This is a genomic window from Enterobacter chengduensis (genome assembly GCF_001984825.2).
In the GTDB taxonomy this organism is placed as follows: Bacteria; Pseudomonadota; Gammaproteobacteria; order Enterobacterales; family Enterobacteriaceae; genus Enterobacter; species Enterobacter chengduensis.
Genome location: NZ_CP043318.1, coordinates 2814443 through 2831371 on the forward strand (window position 1 = coordinate 2814443; position 16929 = coordinate 2831371).

Sequence of the window (16929 nt, forward strand, 5' to 3'; positions counted from 1 at the left end):
GATACAACACTCAGTTAGTAACGTCGGAATCTTCATTCTCAGAATGACCCTTTCTCCAGCCCGCTGCAAATTCAGACGGTGTCTGATAATTCAGCGTGGAGTGCGGGCGGCATTCGTTATAATCCTGCCGCCAGTCATTAATAATTTTCCTGGCATGAACGATATCGCTGAACCAGTGCTCATTCAAACATTCATCGCGAAATCGTCCGTTAAAGCTCTCAATAAATCCGTTCTGCGTTGGCTTGCCCGGCTGGATTAAGCGCAACTCAACACCATGCTCAAAGGCCCATTGATCCAGTGCACGGCAAGTGAACTCCGGCCCCTGGTCAGTTCTTATCGTCGCCGGATAGCCTCGAAACAGTGCAATGCTGTCCAGAATACGCGTGACCTGAACGCCTGAAATCCCAAAGGCAACAGTGACCGTCAGGCATTCCTTTGTGAAATCATCGACGCAGGTAAGACACTTGATCCTGCGACCGGTGGAAAGTGCGTCCATGACGAAATCCATCGACCAGGTCAGATTGGGCGCCGCCGGACGGAGCAGCGGCAGACGTTCTGTTGCCAGCCCTTTACGACGTCTTCTGCGTTTTACGCCCAGGCCACTGAGGTGATAAAGCCGGTACACGCGCTTATGATTAACATGAAGCCCTTCACGGCGCAGCAACTGCCAAATACGACGGTAGCCAAAACGCCTGCGCTCCAGTGCCAGCTCAGTGATGCGCCCTGATAAATGCGCATCAGCAGCCGGACGGTGAGCCTCATAGCGGCAGGTCGACAGGGATAAACCTGTAAGCCTGCAGGCACGACGTTGCGACAGACCGGTCGCATCACACATCAACATCACGGCTTCCCGCTTCTGGTCTGTCGTCAGTACTTTCGCCCAAGAGCCACCTGAAGCGCCTCTTTATCCAGCATGGCTTCGGCAAGCAGCTTCTTGAGTCTGGTGTTCTCTTCCTCAAGCGACTTCAGGCGCTTAACTTCAGGCACCTCCATACCGCCATACTTCTTACGCCAGGTGTAAAACGTGGCATCGGAAATGGCATGCTTGCGGCAGAGTTCACGGGCGGGTACCCCAGCTTCGGCTTCGCGGAGAATACTGATGATCTGTTCGTCGGAAAAACGCTTCTTCATGGGGATGTCCTCATGTGGCTTATGAAGACATTACTAACATCGGGGTGTACTAATCAACGGGGAGCAGGTCAATAGCCGAAAGCAAGCGGAAGTGATCATGAATCAGATCCGTCCTTTCATTCCCCTCGTGCAGAATGGAACGATGAGCCTCGAAGAGTTCAAACAAAAAATGCAGGGTTACCGGAACGCCACAAAAAAGGATTTCGACGAGTACCTACTGAACTGGCTTAGGAGTGGTCTCGAAGAGGCTAAACGATTGCCAGAGTTAGGACGGTATCATAAAGAAATCACTGGTGATCCTTTATCCCCGCCAGATACAGCAAACGAAGCGCGAGGCTACGCTAACCACTATTTGGGCAAGATGTACAGTGGCGAAGATATGACGGCCCAAATGATGGTCGCAGCGCTGAAAATGAAAAAGTTAGATGTCAATGAATCCGACCTTGATCAGGTTCATCATATCGCCAGCCAGATAGATATGAATCAGGCCCTTATGTCACAGGCTTATGAAGCATTCTATTCTGGTGATTTGACACGATACCAGCAGATCATTGATTCGATGGGATCAGCTTTACAAAATGCAGCTCCGGCAGTTATCCCCGCACCAGTGCAGCAAAATACAGCGAAAATTGCCGAGACTGAACCAGCACACATCCCAAGATTGTTGGAAGCGTGGAATGTCTATATAAAGGATAAGGGTCAAAAGTGGCGCAAGCAAACAGCAAATGAGAATCAGCGTTTCTTTGATGTCCTATATCATGTTGTGGGTGATATCCCTGTTGATAGCGTTAAGAAACAGCATATAAGGGATTCTCTCAAGGTGGCAGAGAATCTGCCTACTCGAACTAAACTACCCTACTCCAGAATGAGTCTTGCCGAGTGCATTGATTACGATGTCCCTGAGGATGATCTGATCGCCAGTGAGCATGTCCACAAACATTTAAAGCTTTGGCGTTCCTTGTTCAAAACATATCTAGTCGATCAGAAAGATATTCTTACCAAATCTCCAACCGATGGGATCACATACGAGGTGAAGCCTAACCGAGGTGGGAGCTACACAGCCAGTGAACTGAGTCGAATCAAAGAGCATCTCTTTGCACTACCAGACAGTGATTATCGTAAATGGTACTTCCTGACCCTGATTTATACAGGTGCTAGACGTGGTGAAATAGCGGATATCCTTAAGCACCACATACGGAAAGATGAGGAGACCGAGCGCTGGTATATCTTTATTGAAGGAGGGAAAACCGAACACGCCCGGCGACAGGTTCCAATCCATAAGGCTATAGAGGCAGGGCTCTTGTCTTGTATAAAAAACCTTAAGGATTCCGATCATGTATTTGCCAAACTTCCCAACTACACCACCGTAACCACAGATTGGGTGGTTATGATGAAGGGATTAGACATCCCAGATTATAACGAGTTTGAACTCAAGCGCAGGGTCCATTCACTGAGACACACATTTATAAGCAGTGCTATCACATCAGTCGGAAATTCCTCACTAGTACAGTTTGTCGTGGGACACAGTAGAACGCAGTCATTAGGTATAACAGCCAGATACACACATACACCAGACTTAAAGGACCTACTTAAAGTAGTTGACGCTATATAAAAGGTAGCATGCAGAGCTTAACACTCTGCATGCACTGGTTACTTTATATGCTTACTTAGAAATCTAGCAAACTGGTTAGTTGAGCCCAGATAATTTGGATACGCTTTTTTCAAAGATTTAACGCTTTCCGTAGCTAGTAATACAGCAATTGGCACCTCTGGATTTGCATCATCTCTTTTCAAAGCTTCGAGGGCTTCATCAGCTTGATTTATCCTGTAAGGAGTCACAGAAACTTCAAATTTTATCTTGCCAGGCTGCTGTTCATCTTTGACTCTTTTCATTGTAACTAAATAATGACCTTTATGATTCTTAGGTATTTTATTTTTAAGTTCATTCTGACTTGTAACAGATAGGGAAAAAACATAACTACCTAATTTACTTATGACAGAAAGATGCTCTGCAAGCGCTTTAAGTTCCTTTTGGTATTCTTTTACAACTTCTTTATCTAAAACGCATGCTTTCTCATCATGCGCTACTAGGCAACCGGAAAGATAGAAAAATCTGCGCCAATCTTCATGTCCTTCACTAGAGGTTTTGAGTTTGATATTTTCGAGTGTATCAATAATCTCCAAACTTGTTGCCCATGCATGCTGAAGTTGAGTACGAAGCTGAACTTCAATCTTTGTTTTCTTCCATGGGTAATTATCATCCGATGAATCGAAGCAACTGTATACTAAGTGAATACCACCATATCCACTTTCTTTTGGAGTCAAGTAATCTGACTCTTTAATAATTTTATGGACAGATCTACTTTTTACCAGTCTTTCTCGTAGTTCTTTTAGTTGTTCGATATTTTTAACTATCGCACGGCAACCGCCAATATCTTGCATTCGAGTAACTCGAATAGCATTTGAAGTTTTACCATTATCTAAAGTTGGGCGCTCTAATTTATCTATTATTGTTGAAAGACGCTTCAACCGTCTTGCAACAATTGTTTTTTTATCAATTTTTGCTGCTGCGCGAGCTAGATGATTCTTCATCAACATTAATGGGTAAAGATGCAGCTCACGAAAGTTTTGAATCATTGCAATAGCCTGTGCTTTTTGCTCACCATCGCAGCCGTGTCTTATACTTTGAGCAGACTTATCAATAAGAGTTTTAGAAAATTTCAATGTACATTTTTGACTCTCGTAAACTTCATTCCCCATTCCCGATATCCTCCCGTTAATATTATTGCCATGTATGTACGCATGAGAATGCATACTGGCTGAAAACTCAAGTCATTTATGCTACTTACGTATGATTTTCTTCATAAATTTTAAGGGCTTTTGCTAACTCCAACTGAAAGGCAAATGACAAGCGGGAGCGGCTGATCTTGATACCGTCAATAATGATGTATGTAGGGTAAGCGGTCACCATGCGCCCGCCATAGGGAAAGCGTATAGGGTGGGTAGACTTATCGTTATTCATTTATGTGTCATCCGTCTGGAAGGGAGTAATCCCGGTAACGGATGGTTGATCTAAAATCGATCAAAATCAATAACTTAACAGATCACCAAATCCAGGGGGTGTACACTGGCAAACCTCCCCCAGCGCCTTATCTTGTGTGGGAAAATATCTTAGAGTTTGGATATAGTTGCCAGGCACCACGAACCGATCCCCCGGGGGGTCTTGATGATGTTTCATAAATATCCTAACCCGTCAATACTGATCATTCACCCACCCATCAATCTTTACACTTCTTGACACTACATGCCCATACCGATCCGACTCTTCAGACCACCCAAACAAATCAACCACTTAAAAACAACAGTATTGTATTCTGTCCTTTTACCCTGTGGACCAGTGGCCCCGCCGGGCCACCCCGGAGGCGTCCGCCTCCCCTGTGCGCCTGTGGCGCGTTATCTTGTGGCAAGCAATACAAACCCACAGGGTTAAGAGTGGTAGCGCCACAGGCGCATACAGAGAGCGGGCCTACAGAGGCCCTTTGAGGGGCGAAGGCTTTCGCCCCGATTGGTAATGAGAAAGACTATCGTTTACAAACGATATTGATTCTCATGTGGGAATAAAAAAGCTGGGGATTTTTTCTTGAGGGTAAATTGAAAATTTGCCAGGCAACACCATTACGAAACAATAATTAATTACCCACAAATACAGTAACTTAAAGGCGATGAGGGAGTGAAATAACCTTGCCAGCTTTGTGGTAATAGTACATTAAGCAACCATCATTTACCCACTTAAACAGCCCATTACCTCCCCTGCTGGGTCATTACTCTGCCATTAAACGCGATTAAACCCGATTTAATTCACTAAAAAGACACATCTTAAAATTAATCATTTTTGTCGTTTACAACCGCCTGTTTTTCATCAAGAATTGATCACAGTTAGGATCTGGAGGGTACATAATGAATTTCGTAGAGGGCTGTAAATCAGTTCAGGAAGTGAAAGCGGTAGCGGTTGAGCTACTCAAACAGGGCAAGGGGCTGACGCTTTACCGTGACGCCTGGTTGCTGGGTTATGAATTAATGCTGAGGGTGTCGGATCTGCGCTCTATCCGTTATGACGACATCAAAGGCGATCACCTTGTCCTGCCCCAACAGAAAACGGGTGAATCTGTCCGGGTGAGGCTCACCGATACAGCTAAACGCATCATAGCGGCCCGGAGAGAGGCGAACCCTGATCATGTGTACCTCTTACAGTTGGACAGCCACAGGAGCAAGGGAAAACCTGTGAGCCGCTCCAAATTGCATGAGGAAATTAGCTACGCCGGGGAAAAGCTGGGGCTGAATATTTCGACCCACAGCATGAGGAAGAGTAAACCAACGATTGGTTATGACAATGGGGAGGATATAGCCGTAATCAGTAAGGCATTAGGGCACAAATCGTTATCCAGTACGCTCCATTACATTGGGGCCACACAACGCAAAGTAGATGATTTTAGTGATAAATATTCAATAGAGGATCTGTTATGAAAAGTAAGGCTGTCCCTAATTCTGCCCGCAAAGCACGTCGCCAAAACATGGTCATTTTGCTGGCGGTGGTAATGATGGGGACCTTTTCCGCCGATGAGGCTAAAGCCGGGCGTATTACCATGAGTGACCCGCAAGAGGAGACCACAGCGGACGGTAAGCGCGTTTGTATTTACACCAACAGTATTTACACGTTTACCACGGTTACCCGGTCCCAGAATTGCCCATACAGCAAAACGTTTGATACAGAAGATGCCGAATGATTTCGGTGAAACAAAGTTTCATGGCTAAAGCCACAAGAGGAATCAGAATGAAACAGGAGCAAGTAAGGTTAGCTGTCCAACAGGCAGAAAGAGAAAAGGCTCCCACCAGGGGAGCCTTTATTGTATGGGCGGTTAGTTCGGCCCGCCCTGCATCAACATGTTAAAGTTCCGGTTGTCGTTCGCTTCCACTTCAGAACGTACCAGATCCTTAACTTGTCCATCCTGCACTTTCACATTGACGTTAACGTTAAGCGGCTGGTTTAGCCATGCTGGCGGGGCCATCAGTGCGTTACCGTAGCCACCTGTAACCGTCGCTGTGGTTGGAGGGGTGAAGGTTGGAACAGCAACACGAACAGTCTGATCGAGTGCTGCGGTCTGTGCTGCCTGCTGGTTTGCGTTCTGCTGCTTTTCGTACCAACTGCCGGAGAATGCTTCCATGATGTCAGTCCACAGCGTAGGCCGATCCTTATTCTCCTGTACCTTGCGCTTAAACGCTTCCGGGTCTGCCTGAATCTGATCAAGGCGGTCATTCAGAGATACAGCGGCGATAATAGCCGGGAGGCCAAAGTTAACGCCACGGCCCGCGCCGATCGGCTTGGTGTTCTTTGGTGGGGTTCCCGGTTTGCCCGGCTTGCCTTCTTTACCTGGCTTACCATCGCCCAGAGCTTCAGAAGCGGCTTCAATGCCACCAATAGCGGCGATCCCCTTCATGACTCCCAACAGTTTGGTAAGAGGGTTCAGCATGGTGAGAACCCACTTGAAAGCCCCGCCCAACTTGTAAACAGAGCCAGCGAACAGAGCCACCCCGGCGGCGTATGCTGCCATTTCTCCCCAGGCTTTGAGCTGCTCCCCACTGATCCCCATTTTGGCGGCGTAATACTCAATCACACGGAAGGTAAAGATCACTGTGTCATGCAACTCTGTAAACGCATCTGTGGCACCTTCAACGATTTTCCCGGCGATATGCCCGAACATCTCAAAGGCTCCACCAGACCCGTCAATAGCGGCGCTGATTGAGTCGAAAGCGTTGGTTAATTCATTACCGAAGCCAGAAGTGAAAAACACATTCATAGCGTTCTGCATACTGGTATTGAGGCGCTGCCATGATGCCCGGTTGGACTTCATCGCCTTATCAAGTGCGCCACCCTGCCGGGCCGCTTCCTTCATCTGTTTAGCCACATGTGGGAGGATATCCTTAGAGAACAGCTTCCCGTCTTCCATCAGCTTAAACAAATCTTTCTCTGTCAGGTTGGTAACGCCTTTCATGTCGTTAAGAGCCTTAACGAACAGACCCACAGAGCCGGGTAATGCTTCCGCCAACTGGCCCTTCAATTCCTCAGACATGACCTGGCCTTTAGCCATCATCTGGTTAAGGGCTTTCAAAGCGCGGCTGGCTTCATCGGCTGAAGCACCAGTTACAAGGCCCCATTCACTGGCACCCTCAAAGATGGATCGCATCTGGTCTTTAGGGAGTTTATCCCCAACAGAGGCGGCAAATTGTGTGTAATCCTTTGAGGTCTTCAGGAGGTCGAGGCCCAAACGGTTGGACTGTTCTTTGAGATACTCAAACTCTTTCCCGGCTTTCTCGGTGGAACCGGTGATCGCTGTCAGACCAGACATAGCGGATTCAAAATCCTGTCCGGTGGTCATGATCTTACCGGAGAGTGCCACAGTGGCGGCAATTGTGATCGCCCCGCCTGCCCCCTCGATCATTGAGGTGTCCAGTTTGTTTACTTTGGCGGTTACGGGAATTGTGGCTCCCCTCATACCTACCCGGCCTTGCTGGCGCATGGTTTGCTGAAGGCGTGACACTCGGGCGTTATATTCCTGCAATGCCATAGACCCGGCGTGATACTGGCGGGTAAGCTGTCCAAACTCCTGGAGGTGTCCAGCACGTTGAGCCGGGGTCACGTTGGCGTTAGCCGCTGCGGTATTAAAGCGGATGGCTTTAGCTCGGATTGTCTGGAGTTTGCGCTCCGCTCCGATCTGTGCTTTGGCTGCTTTGGCCTCTGCTGCCGCTTTGGCTTTGGCTTCTGCCAGTGCTGCTTTTGCGGCGGCGTCCTGCTGTTTCCGGCGGATCTTGGTGTAGGCGTTTTCCTCAAATTTCATCCGTAGAGGCTTCATTTTAGAGGAGACTTTATCCCACTCTTTCCCCACCTGTTTGATACGGTCAACGGTCTTTCTGTAACTCGCTGAATCTACAGTAAAAACTGTTCTATTGACGGTCTTGGTAATAATCACGTTACCGCTCATTATTCAGCCCCTTCCAGATTGATAGCCTTCAGGGTGCGCCCTGCTGCCTTGTTGATGATTACCCGGCGGTGACCTGCTGGCAGGTCTGCGGATTTGGTCAGGAGAGAGACCGGGCGACCGTTGGCGCTGTAGCCCTGATCCTTGTGACACAGAGCAATTCCCCGGCTCTTAATGGCGCGGCCCTTCTGGGCGCTGTCTGCGGCCTCTGTGGAGGCTTCCAACTGTGTACCGTACAGAGCAATAGCCTCGTCCAGGGAGAGATCGGCCTGTGCCTTGCGGAGTTCGTTCTGTTTGGTTGCCTCTTCGGCTTCCCGCTGGCGCTGTTTTGCCTGCTGGATTTCCAACTGTTTGACGAGGTTCTTAAATGCTTCCATATGAGAGAGAATCCTTATCTGGCGAAAGGGTAAAAGAGAAAATAGATATTTACGAGGGCGTAGAGAATCCACAGGAACCAACGCCCAAAGGGAAGGAGTAATAATTTCACGGGGTCAGGCCCCGGCGGACCGGGGGATTAAGAAACTTTTTTGGAGGAAATGATCACAGTTCGGAGTTCCTTCCGGCCTGCGCTGATAATCTTGCGTACTCGGGTCATGCTGGTCCCCAACTTGTAAACCGGGTTGGCTACGTAGCGGGCCGCTCGGAGATTAGCCAAAACTTGATCATATGGAAGCATCTGATCCACAAGATAGCGGGCCGGGGCCACACGGGCGAGGGTCTCCACAGTTTTGATATTAATCCCCAACATTTCACCAATCATCTGATCAGGAAGATTGTCCGCTTTCATCTGCTGAATCATTACCGCCTTTTCCGGTAGAGTTAACGCAACCTTTTGATATTTTGCGGGATTGTATTCCCGTTTCATTCTCAAGGCATATGCTAACGACACATTGAACGCTGCACAGATTGCTTTGGCTGAATGTCCCAACACACACGCCCGCTTAATTCGAATGATTTGATCCGTAGTCAGGTTCTTCTCATCCATTGGTTGGCGCGGCTTACTGGTTGCCAGCTTGAGAGAAAGAGCCGCGATCTTTTCTTCCTCTTCCGGGGTTAATGCTTTCACTTCAGTTGTGATAATGCTCAAGAGAATCTCCTATCAGGGGTTGACTTCAAACAGAAAACTTGACACAATGCGGATAATTGGGGATTTTATTTGAAATTTAACAGAATCAAAAAGCTGGGTCTAAATCCCAATCTCTGGACGGCTCTTTGATCTCTCCCCTTGGGTATGGCGTCACCGCTGACACCCCCACAGGAACCACCTCCCCCGGTTGGGGGGCTGTCTGCTCCACCTTCTCACTGTAGACCGTCATCAATGTGATCGGCGCGGCAGGTCCTGGTGTTGCTGGCACAATCTCAGGCGCTTCTGTAGGCTCCGCTGTGTGGTTGGGTTCCTGCATCTCTTCCGGGGCTGCTGTGGCCCGCTGTAGACGTGTGGCGGACGGCTTAGGCGTAGGCGCTGCTTCTTCCGTGTTAGCTTCGACAATAGGCAGGCACACCAACAGATCCACATCATGCGGGCCACGTCCGACACACTCGATCAGACCTGCCTTTTTCAAAGCGCCGATCACGTTGCGGGCCGTTCTCAGTGAGCACATGAGAAAATCAGCTAATTCCGCCTGACCAAAAGCGGACGGCATCCCCTGCTTAACGTGACCGTTAGCCATACGCTGATCACGGTTGAATGAAGCGATCAAGTCGTATGTCAGAACCATCTCTAAAGAGACTTTTACGCCGTTGTACGTTTTCAAGCGGCGCAAGGTTCGGGACGTTTTCACAAAGTCTTTGGAGTAGAGCTTATTTAGAAATTCGGTCATTGTGGGAATCCTTAACAGAATCGGAATTAACGGTTTTCAAAAACTGGCTGACTGCTTTCTTAACAATGCTGTGAACGCTGCCATGTTCACGGGTGGAGGCCAACGCGAAAAGCTGCTCCATCACATAGGGGTCGAAGCTGATCCCCAACTCTTTATTTTTACTCACAGGCAAATCTCCTTTAATTCTGCGATGTCTTCAGCGGTGAGGTTGAGGCCGAACCAATCACCCCACCATGACGCCGGGGCGGTGATCGCCGGGTTGCCAATCGTCACCATTCTGGACGGCCGGAGATGCGTCAACATTTCGTAAATATCATCGTACAGGGTGGGGTCCAACTGGTTGATCGTCTGCTGTGCATACGCTGACAACACAGGGGAATCACTCAAATCAACATAAGGCTGATATTTGCTCATTGTTTCCTCTCCAAAAAGTAAATGAATAATTAGTGAACGATAACGGGCAACTCTCCGGTGATACGCTCAAACTGATCCGCCGCTTGCAGCATGATAAAGGCCATCACTTCGTCGTATTCCATCGGGACGCCTTTAGCCTCAAAGAGGGATTGGAACGCCAGCACAATGGAGGCTTGCATGTCTGTAGACTTGGAAGCGAACAGCGAAACGGCTGCTTTAACTTCAAGTGCTTTCTCTGCGTCCATCTCGGTGACCTTTGCAGCGATACGTTGAGACTGACGGAGAACGCCAGAGGCTTTTGATTTGGTTAACTCAAGAGCCTTACCGATTGCTTCCGCTTCTTCCATACGCCCGGCGGCTTTGAATCGGCTACGCTGTGCTTGAAGAGTTGAGCGACTCAAATCACGCTGGTCGATTCGATCAACCATTCTTTCAACATCGAGATAAATACTCATTGCAAACCCTCTTTTTATTGGTTATAATTCCAAGGAGGAAATCATTAATCGCATCACACCCTGTCAACAGTACTTATTTTATCCTGGATTGCATGAAATTGCAAATTTATTTTTGCGTTTTGTTGCATCTGTGCTATGGGGTGAGGTTCGGGAGGGGGTGAGCCGTACAGTGGTTCTGAGGGCTACCCTGTTGATGTGGGTTACCCAATACATTTAAACGCCGCGTGGGGCGTCTTGTGTGTCCTCTATAGCGGCTATAGGTATGAGACTCCGCGCCGGGCACCCCCACCCCGCCGCCCCGCCGCCCAGATGTCACGATTTCCCAAAGGCAGAAAAGAAACTCGCTGGAGCGAGTTCTGTTTCTGCTATTCCCAAAGAGTCGAACCTGTGGAAGGTTCTCTCCCAAGATACGGGAACAGGGTTCCCTGTCTAAAGCGTCTGATCTCTTGATTGTTCAATCAATAATTAACACTCACACTCTCTTAAAGGTCTTGACCTGGCCCTCAAGGGCGCAAGCCCTCTTATCAGAAGGTGTGTTAACAAGGGTTCATCTTGTTAATCTTATTGTAGGCAGATTTTGCCTGACTTCGGCTATTGGTTTAGGCAGATTTTGCCTGACTTTAGAAGTTGGGCAGGAATTACCGGATCAGCAAGTTAGGCAGATTTTGCCTAAGCTGCCCCACCGGGTCCATATTGACCCCGGATCAATCTCCTGATCGGTACGCCAATCTGACATACCCCGGAAAATATTTCCGCCCGGAAGATTCTTCCTCCCCGGGAGTGAGCCACACAGGCGACACTCCACGCTGTGGGAAAACAGGCCCCGGCCTAAAATCTGGACCCGGAGGGTGAGCGTAGCGAAAGGTTTTAAGATCATATAATAACGAAAGAAATAATTAATTGTGGAAACAATTGGTTATTGAATGAGTTATTATATAGATCAATAAGACGGACCCGGAGGGCGAGCGTAGCGAGGTCTTATATATCTATTATTGTTTAGTGTGCCTTTCAGGGCTACATGGTTTGTTGTCAAAAGTGCCAGCACGACACCCCCGCCTATCAATAAATATTGTACAGGTCCGCCCCTAGCACGACGCCCACTTAACACACCAAACAGCACAATGCAATTAATTTTTATTGCAAATGATAATCATTCGTGTTAAACTAATATACATGGTGTGGGATGTGGTGAGCATATCGAAATTACCGTTTTGCAACTTGCCGCCTCACACCTTACAGAGAAAGGGTTTTAGCCAACCTTCAGGATCTGTAAAAGAGAGCCGGGCGGACTTCTCCCCCGCCCCGGCCCTCACCCAAAGCGTTCTTTCAACTCCACTTGCCAGAATGCTTTGTGTGCGGTCCTCTCCTCAAGTTCCGCCAGTTGATGACACTCCTACGATTCAAAACGCCTCTAATCATAAGCCTTGTGCCACAGGGCTTATTCTAAAGCGTCGCTAACTGCGGCTCTTCAGAATACAAGCGTATTCTCCTTCGATTGTATTGGCTCCTTCCACGGGGTCCACAGTTGGGCCGGGAGTGGTTACCCGGTTGCAACGATAAACTATTGATTTGCTTCGATGGTTTCCGGCGTGTTTTGGTTCACGCCGTTTTCCTCTGTGGCTTCTTTGCTGAACCATGAAAGCAAATCATGTAAGGCTCTGAGGCTACACAGGAAAACAAGTGATCAGACAGTAAGTTACATTGCCTTCTCCCGGTTTCTCCTTTCCGGGTTCTTTTTTGTGGTTATTTCCCCATCGGCTGGCGGTTGCTCCCGTGACGCTGGCGGGTGAGTGACCACAAAAAAGAGGTTTACACCTCCCCCCACCCTGCGAGGGTGAGAGAGAGCCAGATTAGAAAGGGCGGCGCGGATGCCGCCCTCTTCTATTCAGCCCACAGCCTCCCATCTTCCAATAATTCGGATTGTCCTCTGTGGCGGTCCTTATATCCGGTGCAACGCCGGATCACCCTGTGGACTCTCTCCACGTCTAAAACCCTCCATAAGGAAAACCTTTATGAAAACTTCCGAGCGCTACCCGGTAACGCAAGGTGACGTAATCGTGAATTACGCCTCCAGCCTGTTTGACCGCACCGAAGTAACCGCCCCAAGCCTCCCGGCTGACGTCTACTGTGGCGATATTCTGGACAGCAAAACTTTTGCCCTGTTCGACTCCGCCGCCGCTGACGCTGGCAAGCCGATCATTAACCTTTCCAATATGTCCGCCGATGGCAAGCCCAAAACGCTGGTTATCGTGGATCGCCATGTTGTGATTACCGATTTTGCCCTACGTGCTAAAGACGCCGCGAGCAAAAAAGCCGCACTGGAAGCGCTGACAGCCTCCGGTGAGATTCGCCTGGCAGTTAACGCCGATTACTTCAAAGCATAAGGAAATCACACAATGGCTATTGATTTTAAACAATTCGAAACTCTGGACACTGTAGCGGCGATCAGAGATGTGGCAGCAGGTAATTACCTGATCTCTGATCTGGGTATCTTCTCCGATGTTAACTCAACCACTCCAAACGCCCAGATTGTGGATATTGTGGAAACTCAGGTTAGTGAACTGGAACAGGTTTCCCGCTATGGCACCGAAGTAAACGCGATCAAGATGGATAAAACCATTCTGCGTGACCAGGAGATCCCACACTATGCCACCGAGGCGGACGTAAAAACCGCTGACTGGCAAGGCCTGGTAAGCCCGGCTAACCCGGATCAGGTTGCGGCTATCTCTGAAGTGATCGCCGATAAAGCTATCCGTATGCGTAACTATCATCTGGAAACAGTTGAAAGCACACTGGCCCGCGCCCTGTTTAAACAGGAAGCGAAAGCGGCTAAAACGGATGACGGCGACGTAGATTTTAACGCTGTGTTTGGTACTGCTCCGCTGAACTTTGAGCTGGACGGATCAGCAGGCGCTAACGTCTATGCACAGCTTGCGAAGATTCGCCGCATGTTGGTTAAAGAGTACGGCGCGAGCCGATCCTATCTGGATCGCTTCTATTGCTTCTGCTCCCCGGATCTGTATGACGTACTGGCGAGCCACCCGGAAGTAACCAGCCTGATCACCAATAAGGTGGCGGAAGCTGCAAAAGGCGCTCTGATCCCGATTGACACTGCGGGTTATGACTCCTTCAGCATTGGCAACATTACTTTCATTCTGGCGGACGATGACCGCTACGAAATCGAAGAAGGTTCCGGCCTGTTCGTTCCAAAGTTCAATACAGCAGATCGTAACCCGTTCAAACTGGTACACGGCCCGGCGTCCCGTAATCAGGATATTGCCGCTAAAGGCGTGATCAGCCCTTACTACCAGAAAGTAATGACTGACCGTTACGGCATGGTGACAGTTCACCAGGAGGCGAGCTTCATTCCTCTGAACCTGCGCCCGAACTACATGCTGAACGTCAAGCTGAAGTAATTCAGAATGCCCCCGGCTCCGGCTGGGGGTTATCCCTTCCGGTCATATTCATTTTTACTTTTATTTTTGAGGTGACACATGAAAGTTTCAATCAATATCCCCGGCACTGGTCAAGTTTATGTATCAGGCGCGGCGGAAGTCGTAAACCGTAAAGCACTGTGCAGAGAGTTGGGCCTGTGTAACGTGACGTTTAGCCGTTTGGAGTCACAACACGGTTTTGAATACGCGCTTAACGTTATGATCGCCAAACAGCGCCTAAGAAATAAGTAACATATTGAATTTTAGAGAGGCTGACCTTAAAGGGTCAGCCTTTTTTGTTAGTATCCGACTAACCTCGGTAAGAAGTCGGCAATGCCAATGAAAACTCTTTCCCTTCCAGGCCACCAGCATACTCACAAATAAAACCGACTGCCCCAAAATCCAGTAAATCAATAATTGGATCGCGATGTTCAACAGTCAACAACCCTCGATCCTCTAAAGCATCGCGAACAGCTTTAAGGAAAACGTCGATATTTTCATGAGCAGTATCGAGCAATTCTACTGTGGTTATCTCAGTAACGTATTCGTCATCTTTGAAAATTCGCACCTTATACAACATAAGTTTCTTCATCCTCATCCCTGCTAATTGTCGATTAATAATTGTACGATAACGATACAAAATCAATGCATCGAAATAGCTTAAAGTTGATACTTTAATCGTGTGATGGTGTTACACATGGAGGCAAACAGAATGGGGATAATCGGTGTCATACAGAAAGTACAACACCGATTCAAACAAAGATTCAAGCAATTGATTTTAAAGAAAAATAATAAAAGCTTGTACGCCTTCACAGGCGTCGAATCAGGTCAAAAGAGGGCTGAGCCCTGCTTTGATGGCCGCGTAGTATATCTGCTTATACCGTTACAAGAAAGGCTTTACATCGCCCACGCCTTCTCGAATCACTTCCGGTGCATCTTCGGTTAAGTCGACCACGGTGGTCGGCTGCTGGCCGAGATAACCGCCGTGAATAATCAGCTCGACGACCTTCTCGAGACGATCTTTGATCTCTTCCGGATCGGACTCGGTAAACTCGCTCCCCGGCAGCATCAGCGAGGTCGAGAGCATCGGTTCGCCGAGCGTTTCCAGCAGCGCCTGCGCAATCGGATTAGACGGTACGCGCATGCCGATGGTTTTACGCTTTTCCTGCAGAAGACGGCGCGGAACCTCTTTCGTCCCTTTCAGGATGAACGTGTAATTACCCGGCGTGTTGTTCTTAATCAGGCGAAACGCCACGTTATCCACATAAGCATAGGTCGACAGCTCTGAGAGATCGCGGCACATCAGCGTAAAGTTATGGCCGTCCGGCAGCTGGCGAATACGGCAGATGCGTTCCATTGCCCCTTTATCTTCAATTTTGCAGCCCAGCGCGTAGCCTGAATCGGTCGGGTAGACAATTACGCCGCCTTTGCGGACGATCTCCACGGCCTGGTTAATCAGACGCGGCTGCGGGTTATCCGGATGGATATAGAAAAACTGACTCATACTTCCCTCTCTTCAATTTGCTGCGGCTGTTCCCAGAGCTGCCAGACCGGCTCAACGCCTGCGGGCAACCAGAGCTTGCGCCCCAGTTCGATCCAGGCGCAGGGCTGATGGAAATCAGACCCCTGTGACCCAAGCAGGCCGAACTGGCGGGCATAGGTCGCGAGCTGCGCGCGCTCGTTGGGCGCCTGCTGACACTGGGCGACTTCCATCGCCTCACCGCCGCATTCGGCAAAGTGCGCCAGCAGCCTTTTCAGCCATTTAGCAGAAAGATTATACCGCCCCGGATGGGCCAGCACGGCCTTACCGCCAGAATGATGAATCACATCAATAGCTTGTTTTATTGTACACCACTGTGGCGGAACGTATCCGGTTTTCCCGCGTGCCAGATACTTTTTAAAGACATCCGCCATGGTCGTCGCTTTGCCCGCTTCGACCAGAAAACGGGCGAAATGACCGCGCGTGACCGCCCCGCCGTTCGCCATCTTTTGCGCGCCTTCCAGCGCGCCCGGAATATGCGCTTTTTCGAGACGCTCGCCGATCATCTCTGCGCGCTGGTTGCGCCGCGTTTTTTGTTCTTGCAAAAATGCCGTAAGTGCCGGATGGTCTATATCGATGTTCAGGCCAACGATATGAATCTCATGGTTTTCCCAGACGGTCGAGATCTCGACGCCGGACACCAGATTCAGCGCCAGCCCGCTGCGGGCAATCTCAGCGCGGGCCGCCGGAATGGCATCGGTCGTATCGTGATCGGTTATCGCCAGCGTGCCGACGCGCATTTCAACGGCACGATGAACCAGGGCTTCGGGTGTCAGCAGGCCATCAGAGGCCTGAGTATGGCTGTGTAAATCATAAATAATGGCGTAGGTGGTATCGCTCAAAGCACTTCCCATAACAGGTTGGAGACATCCGAAAACACCATGATACCGACTTAACGCGAAATTCTGAAATCAAGGGTTGACAACTCGCCACCGAACTAGTTAACTAGTACGCAAGTTCACACAAGAAAGGTATCTGAAAATGACAGCACATTTCACTCTGCACGGCTGGTGGCGTACTTCCTGATTATCGGGCAGTGTCACGCGTCTGCGAAATGCAAACAGATACCCGCCCGCTACCCAGCGGGCTTTTTTTTGAACA

Annotated in this window: 20 protein-coding genes and 1 other annotated feature; of the genes, 7 read left to right on the forward strand and 13 right to left on the reverse strand. The window is 49.2% G+C overall.

Annotation, left to right across the window (positions count from 1 at the left end):
• Positions 1–10 precede the first annotated feature (10 nt).
• Positions 11–1131 (reverse strand): IS3-like element ISSen4 family transposase gene (locus FY206_RS13690; RefSeq protein WP_085950818.1). Its coding sequence is split into 2 segments (ribosomal slippage): positions 11–873 and positions 873–1131, totalling 1122 coding nucleotides; the frame shifts between segments, so codons are not numbered across the junction.
• Between the two features lie 97 nt (positions 1132–1228).
• On the opposite strand from FY206_RS13690, the gene FY206_RS13695 reads away from it, so the two are divergent.
• Positions 1229–2743 carry a tyrosine-type recombinase/integrase gene (locus FY206_RS13695; RefSeq protein WP_077064382.1) on the forward strand — a complete coding sequence of 505 codons (1515 nt, stop codon included), beginning with the start codon at positions 1229–1231 and terminating at the stop codon, positions 2741–2743.
• Between the two features lie 38 nt (positions 2744–2781).
• On the opposite strand, the gene FY206_RS13700 is transcribed toward FY206_RS13695, so the two are convergent.
• Both FY206_RS13700 and FY206_RS25315 read right to left on the reverse strand, forming a co-directional pair.
• Entirely contained in the window at positions 2782–3891 is a 1110-nt protein-coding gene (locus tag FY206_RS13700; protein WP_077064381.1) for a RelA/SpoT domain-containing protein, read from the reverse strand.
• Between the two features lie 85 nt (positions 3892–3976).
• Positions 3977–4153, reverse strand: a complete 177-nt coding sequence (locus tag FY206_RS25315) for a hypothetical protein (RefSeq protein WP_167513849.1) — start codon at positions 4151–4153, stop codon at positions 3977–3979.
• Between the two features lie 935 nt (positions 4154–5088).
• On the opposite strand from FY206_RS25315, the gene FY206_RS13705 reads away from it, so the two are divergent.
• On the forward strand, positions 5089–5655 hold the full coding sequence (locus FY206_RS13705; RefSeq protein WP_077064380.1) for a tyrosine-type recombinase/integrase: 567 nt from the start codon (positions 5089–5091) through the stop codon (positions 5653–5655).
• Positions 5652–5915 (forward strand): hypothetical protein, encoded by a 264-nt coding sequence (locus FY206_RS13710; RefSeq protein WP_309487077.1) that lies wholly within the window; start codon positions 5652–5654, stop codon positions 5913–5915. Before FY206_RS13705 ends, FY206_RS13710 begins: the two co-directional genes overlap by 4 nt.
• Positions 5916–6047: 132 nt before the next feature.
• Here the strand turns inward: FY206_RS13710 and FY206_RS13715 are convergent, their stop codons facing one another.
• The 7 genes from FY206_RS13715 to FY206_RS13745 all read right to left on the reverse strand — a co-directional run bounded on the left by FY206_RS13715 (position 6048) and on the right by FY206_RS13745 (position 10854).
• Positions 6048–8168, reverse strand: coding sequence for a tape measure protein (locus FY206_RS13715; protein ID WP_235007400.1), 2121 nt, complete (start codon positions 8166–8168; stop codon positions 6048–6050).
• A complete protein-coding gene (locus tag FY206_RS13720) occupies positions 8168–8542 on the reverse strand; it encodes a hypothetical protein (protein WP_077064379.1) in 375 nt (124 codons plus the stop codon). Before FY206_RS13720 ends, FY206_RS13715 begins: the two co-directional genes overlap by 1 nt.
• Before the next feature lie 137 nt (positions 8543–8679).
• Positions 8680–9252 (reverse strand): hypothetical protein, encoded by a 573-nt coding sequence (locus FY206_RS13725; protein ID WP_077064378.1) that lies wholly within the window; start codon positions 9250–9252, stop codon positions 8680–8682.
• An 85-nt stretch (positions 9253–9337) separates the two neighbouring features.
• Complete coding sequence (locus FY206_RS13730) at positions 9338–9985, reverse strand: hypothetical protein (protein WP_077064377.1); 648 nt, start codon at positions 9983–9985, stop codon at positions 9338–9340.
• The gene (locus FY206_RS13735) at positions 9966–10151 is read right to left on the reverse strand and encodes a hypothetical protein (protein ID WP_077064376.1); all 186 of its coding nucleotides are present in this window, start codon (positions 10149–10151) and stop codon (positions 9966–9968) included. Before FY206_RS13735 ends, FY206_RS13730 begins: the two co-directional genes overlap by 20 nt.
• Positions 10148–10399 (reverse strand): hypothetical protein, encoded by a 252-nt coding sequence (locus FY206_RS13740; protein WP_077064375.1) that lies wholly within the window; start codon positions 10397–10399, stop codon positions 10148–10150. The genes FY206_RS13735 and FY206_RS13740 overlap by 4 nt, the downstream gene beginning before the upstream one ends.
• Positions 10400–10428: 29 nt before the next feature.
• The gene (locus FY206_RS13745) at positions 10429–10854 is read right to left on the reverse strand and encodes a hypothetical protein (RefSeq protein ID WP_077064374.1); all 426 of its coding nucleotides are present in this window, start codon (positions 10852–10854) and stop codon (positions 10429–10431) included.
• A gap of 2012 nt (positions 10855–12866) precedes the next feature.
• Here FY206_RS13745 and FY206_RS13750 point away from each other — a divergent pair.
• From FY206_RS13750 to FY206_RS13760, 3 genes are all read left to right on the forward strand, one after another.
• Entirely contained in the window at positions 12867–13238 is a 372-nt protein-coding gene (locus FY206_RS13750; RefSeq protein ID WP_077064373.1) for a hypothetical protein, read from the forward strand.
• A 12-nt stretch (positions 13239–13250) separates the two neighbouring features.
• Positions 13251–14270 (forward strand): major capsid protein, encoded by a 1020-nt coding sequence (locus FY206_RS13755; protein WP_077064372.1) that lies wholly within the window; start codon positions 13251–13253, stop codon positions 14268–14270.
• Positions 14271–14348: 78 nt separating this feature from the next.
• Positions 14349–14540, forward strand: coding sequence for a hypothetical protein (locus FY206_RS13760; protein WP_077064371.1), 192 nt, complete (start codon positions 14349–14351; stop codon positions 14538–14540).
• Positions 14541–14598: 58 nt separating this feature from the next.
• On the opposite strand, the gene FY206_RS13765 is transcribed toward FY206_RS13760, so the two are convergent.
• From FY206_RS13765 to rnm, 3 genes are all read right to left on the reverse strand, one after another.
• Positions 14599–14880 (reverse strand): hypothetical protein, encoded by a 282-nt coding sequence (locus FY206_RS13765; RefSeq protein ID WP_077064370.1) that lies wholly within the window; start codon positions 14878–14880, stop codon positions 14599–14601.
• Positions 14881–15171: 291 nt separating this feature from the next.
• Entirely contained in the window at positions 15172–15792 is a 621-nt protein-coding gene (locus FY206_RS13770) for an L-threonylcarbamoyladenylate synthase (protein ID WP_003856793.1), read from the reverse strand.
• Positions 15789–16670 (reverse strand): RNase RNM, encoded by an 882-nt coding sequence (gene rnm / locus FY206_RS13775; RefSeq protein ID WP_032640987.1) that lies wholly within the window; start codon positions 16668–16670, stop codon positions 15789–15791. The genes FY206_RS13770 and rnm overlap by 4 nt, the downstream gene beginning before the upstream one ends.
• 139 nt (positions 16671–16809) lie before the next feature.
• On the opposite strand from rnm, the gene trpL reads away from it, so the two are divergent.
• On the forward strand, positions 16810–16854 hold the full coding sequence (gene trpL, locus FY206_RS25835; RefSeq protein WP_106993556.1) for a trp operon leader peptide: 45 nt from the start codon (positions 16810–16812) through the stop codon (positions 16852–16854).
• Positions 16831–16924, forward strand: a sequence feature (Trp leader region). (Overlaps the previous gene by 24 nt.)
• Positions 16925–16929: the final 5 nt, after the last annotated feature.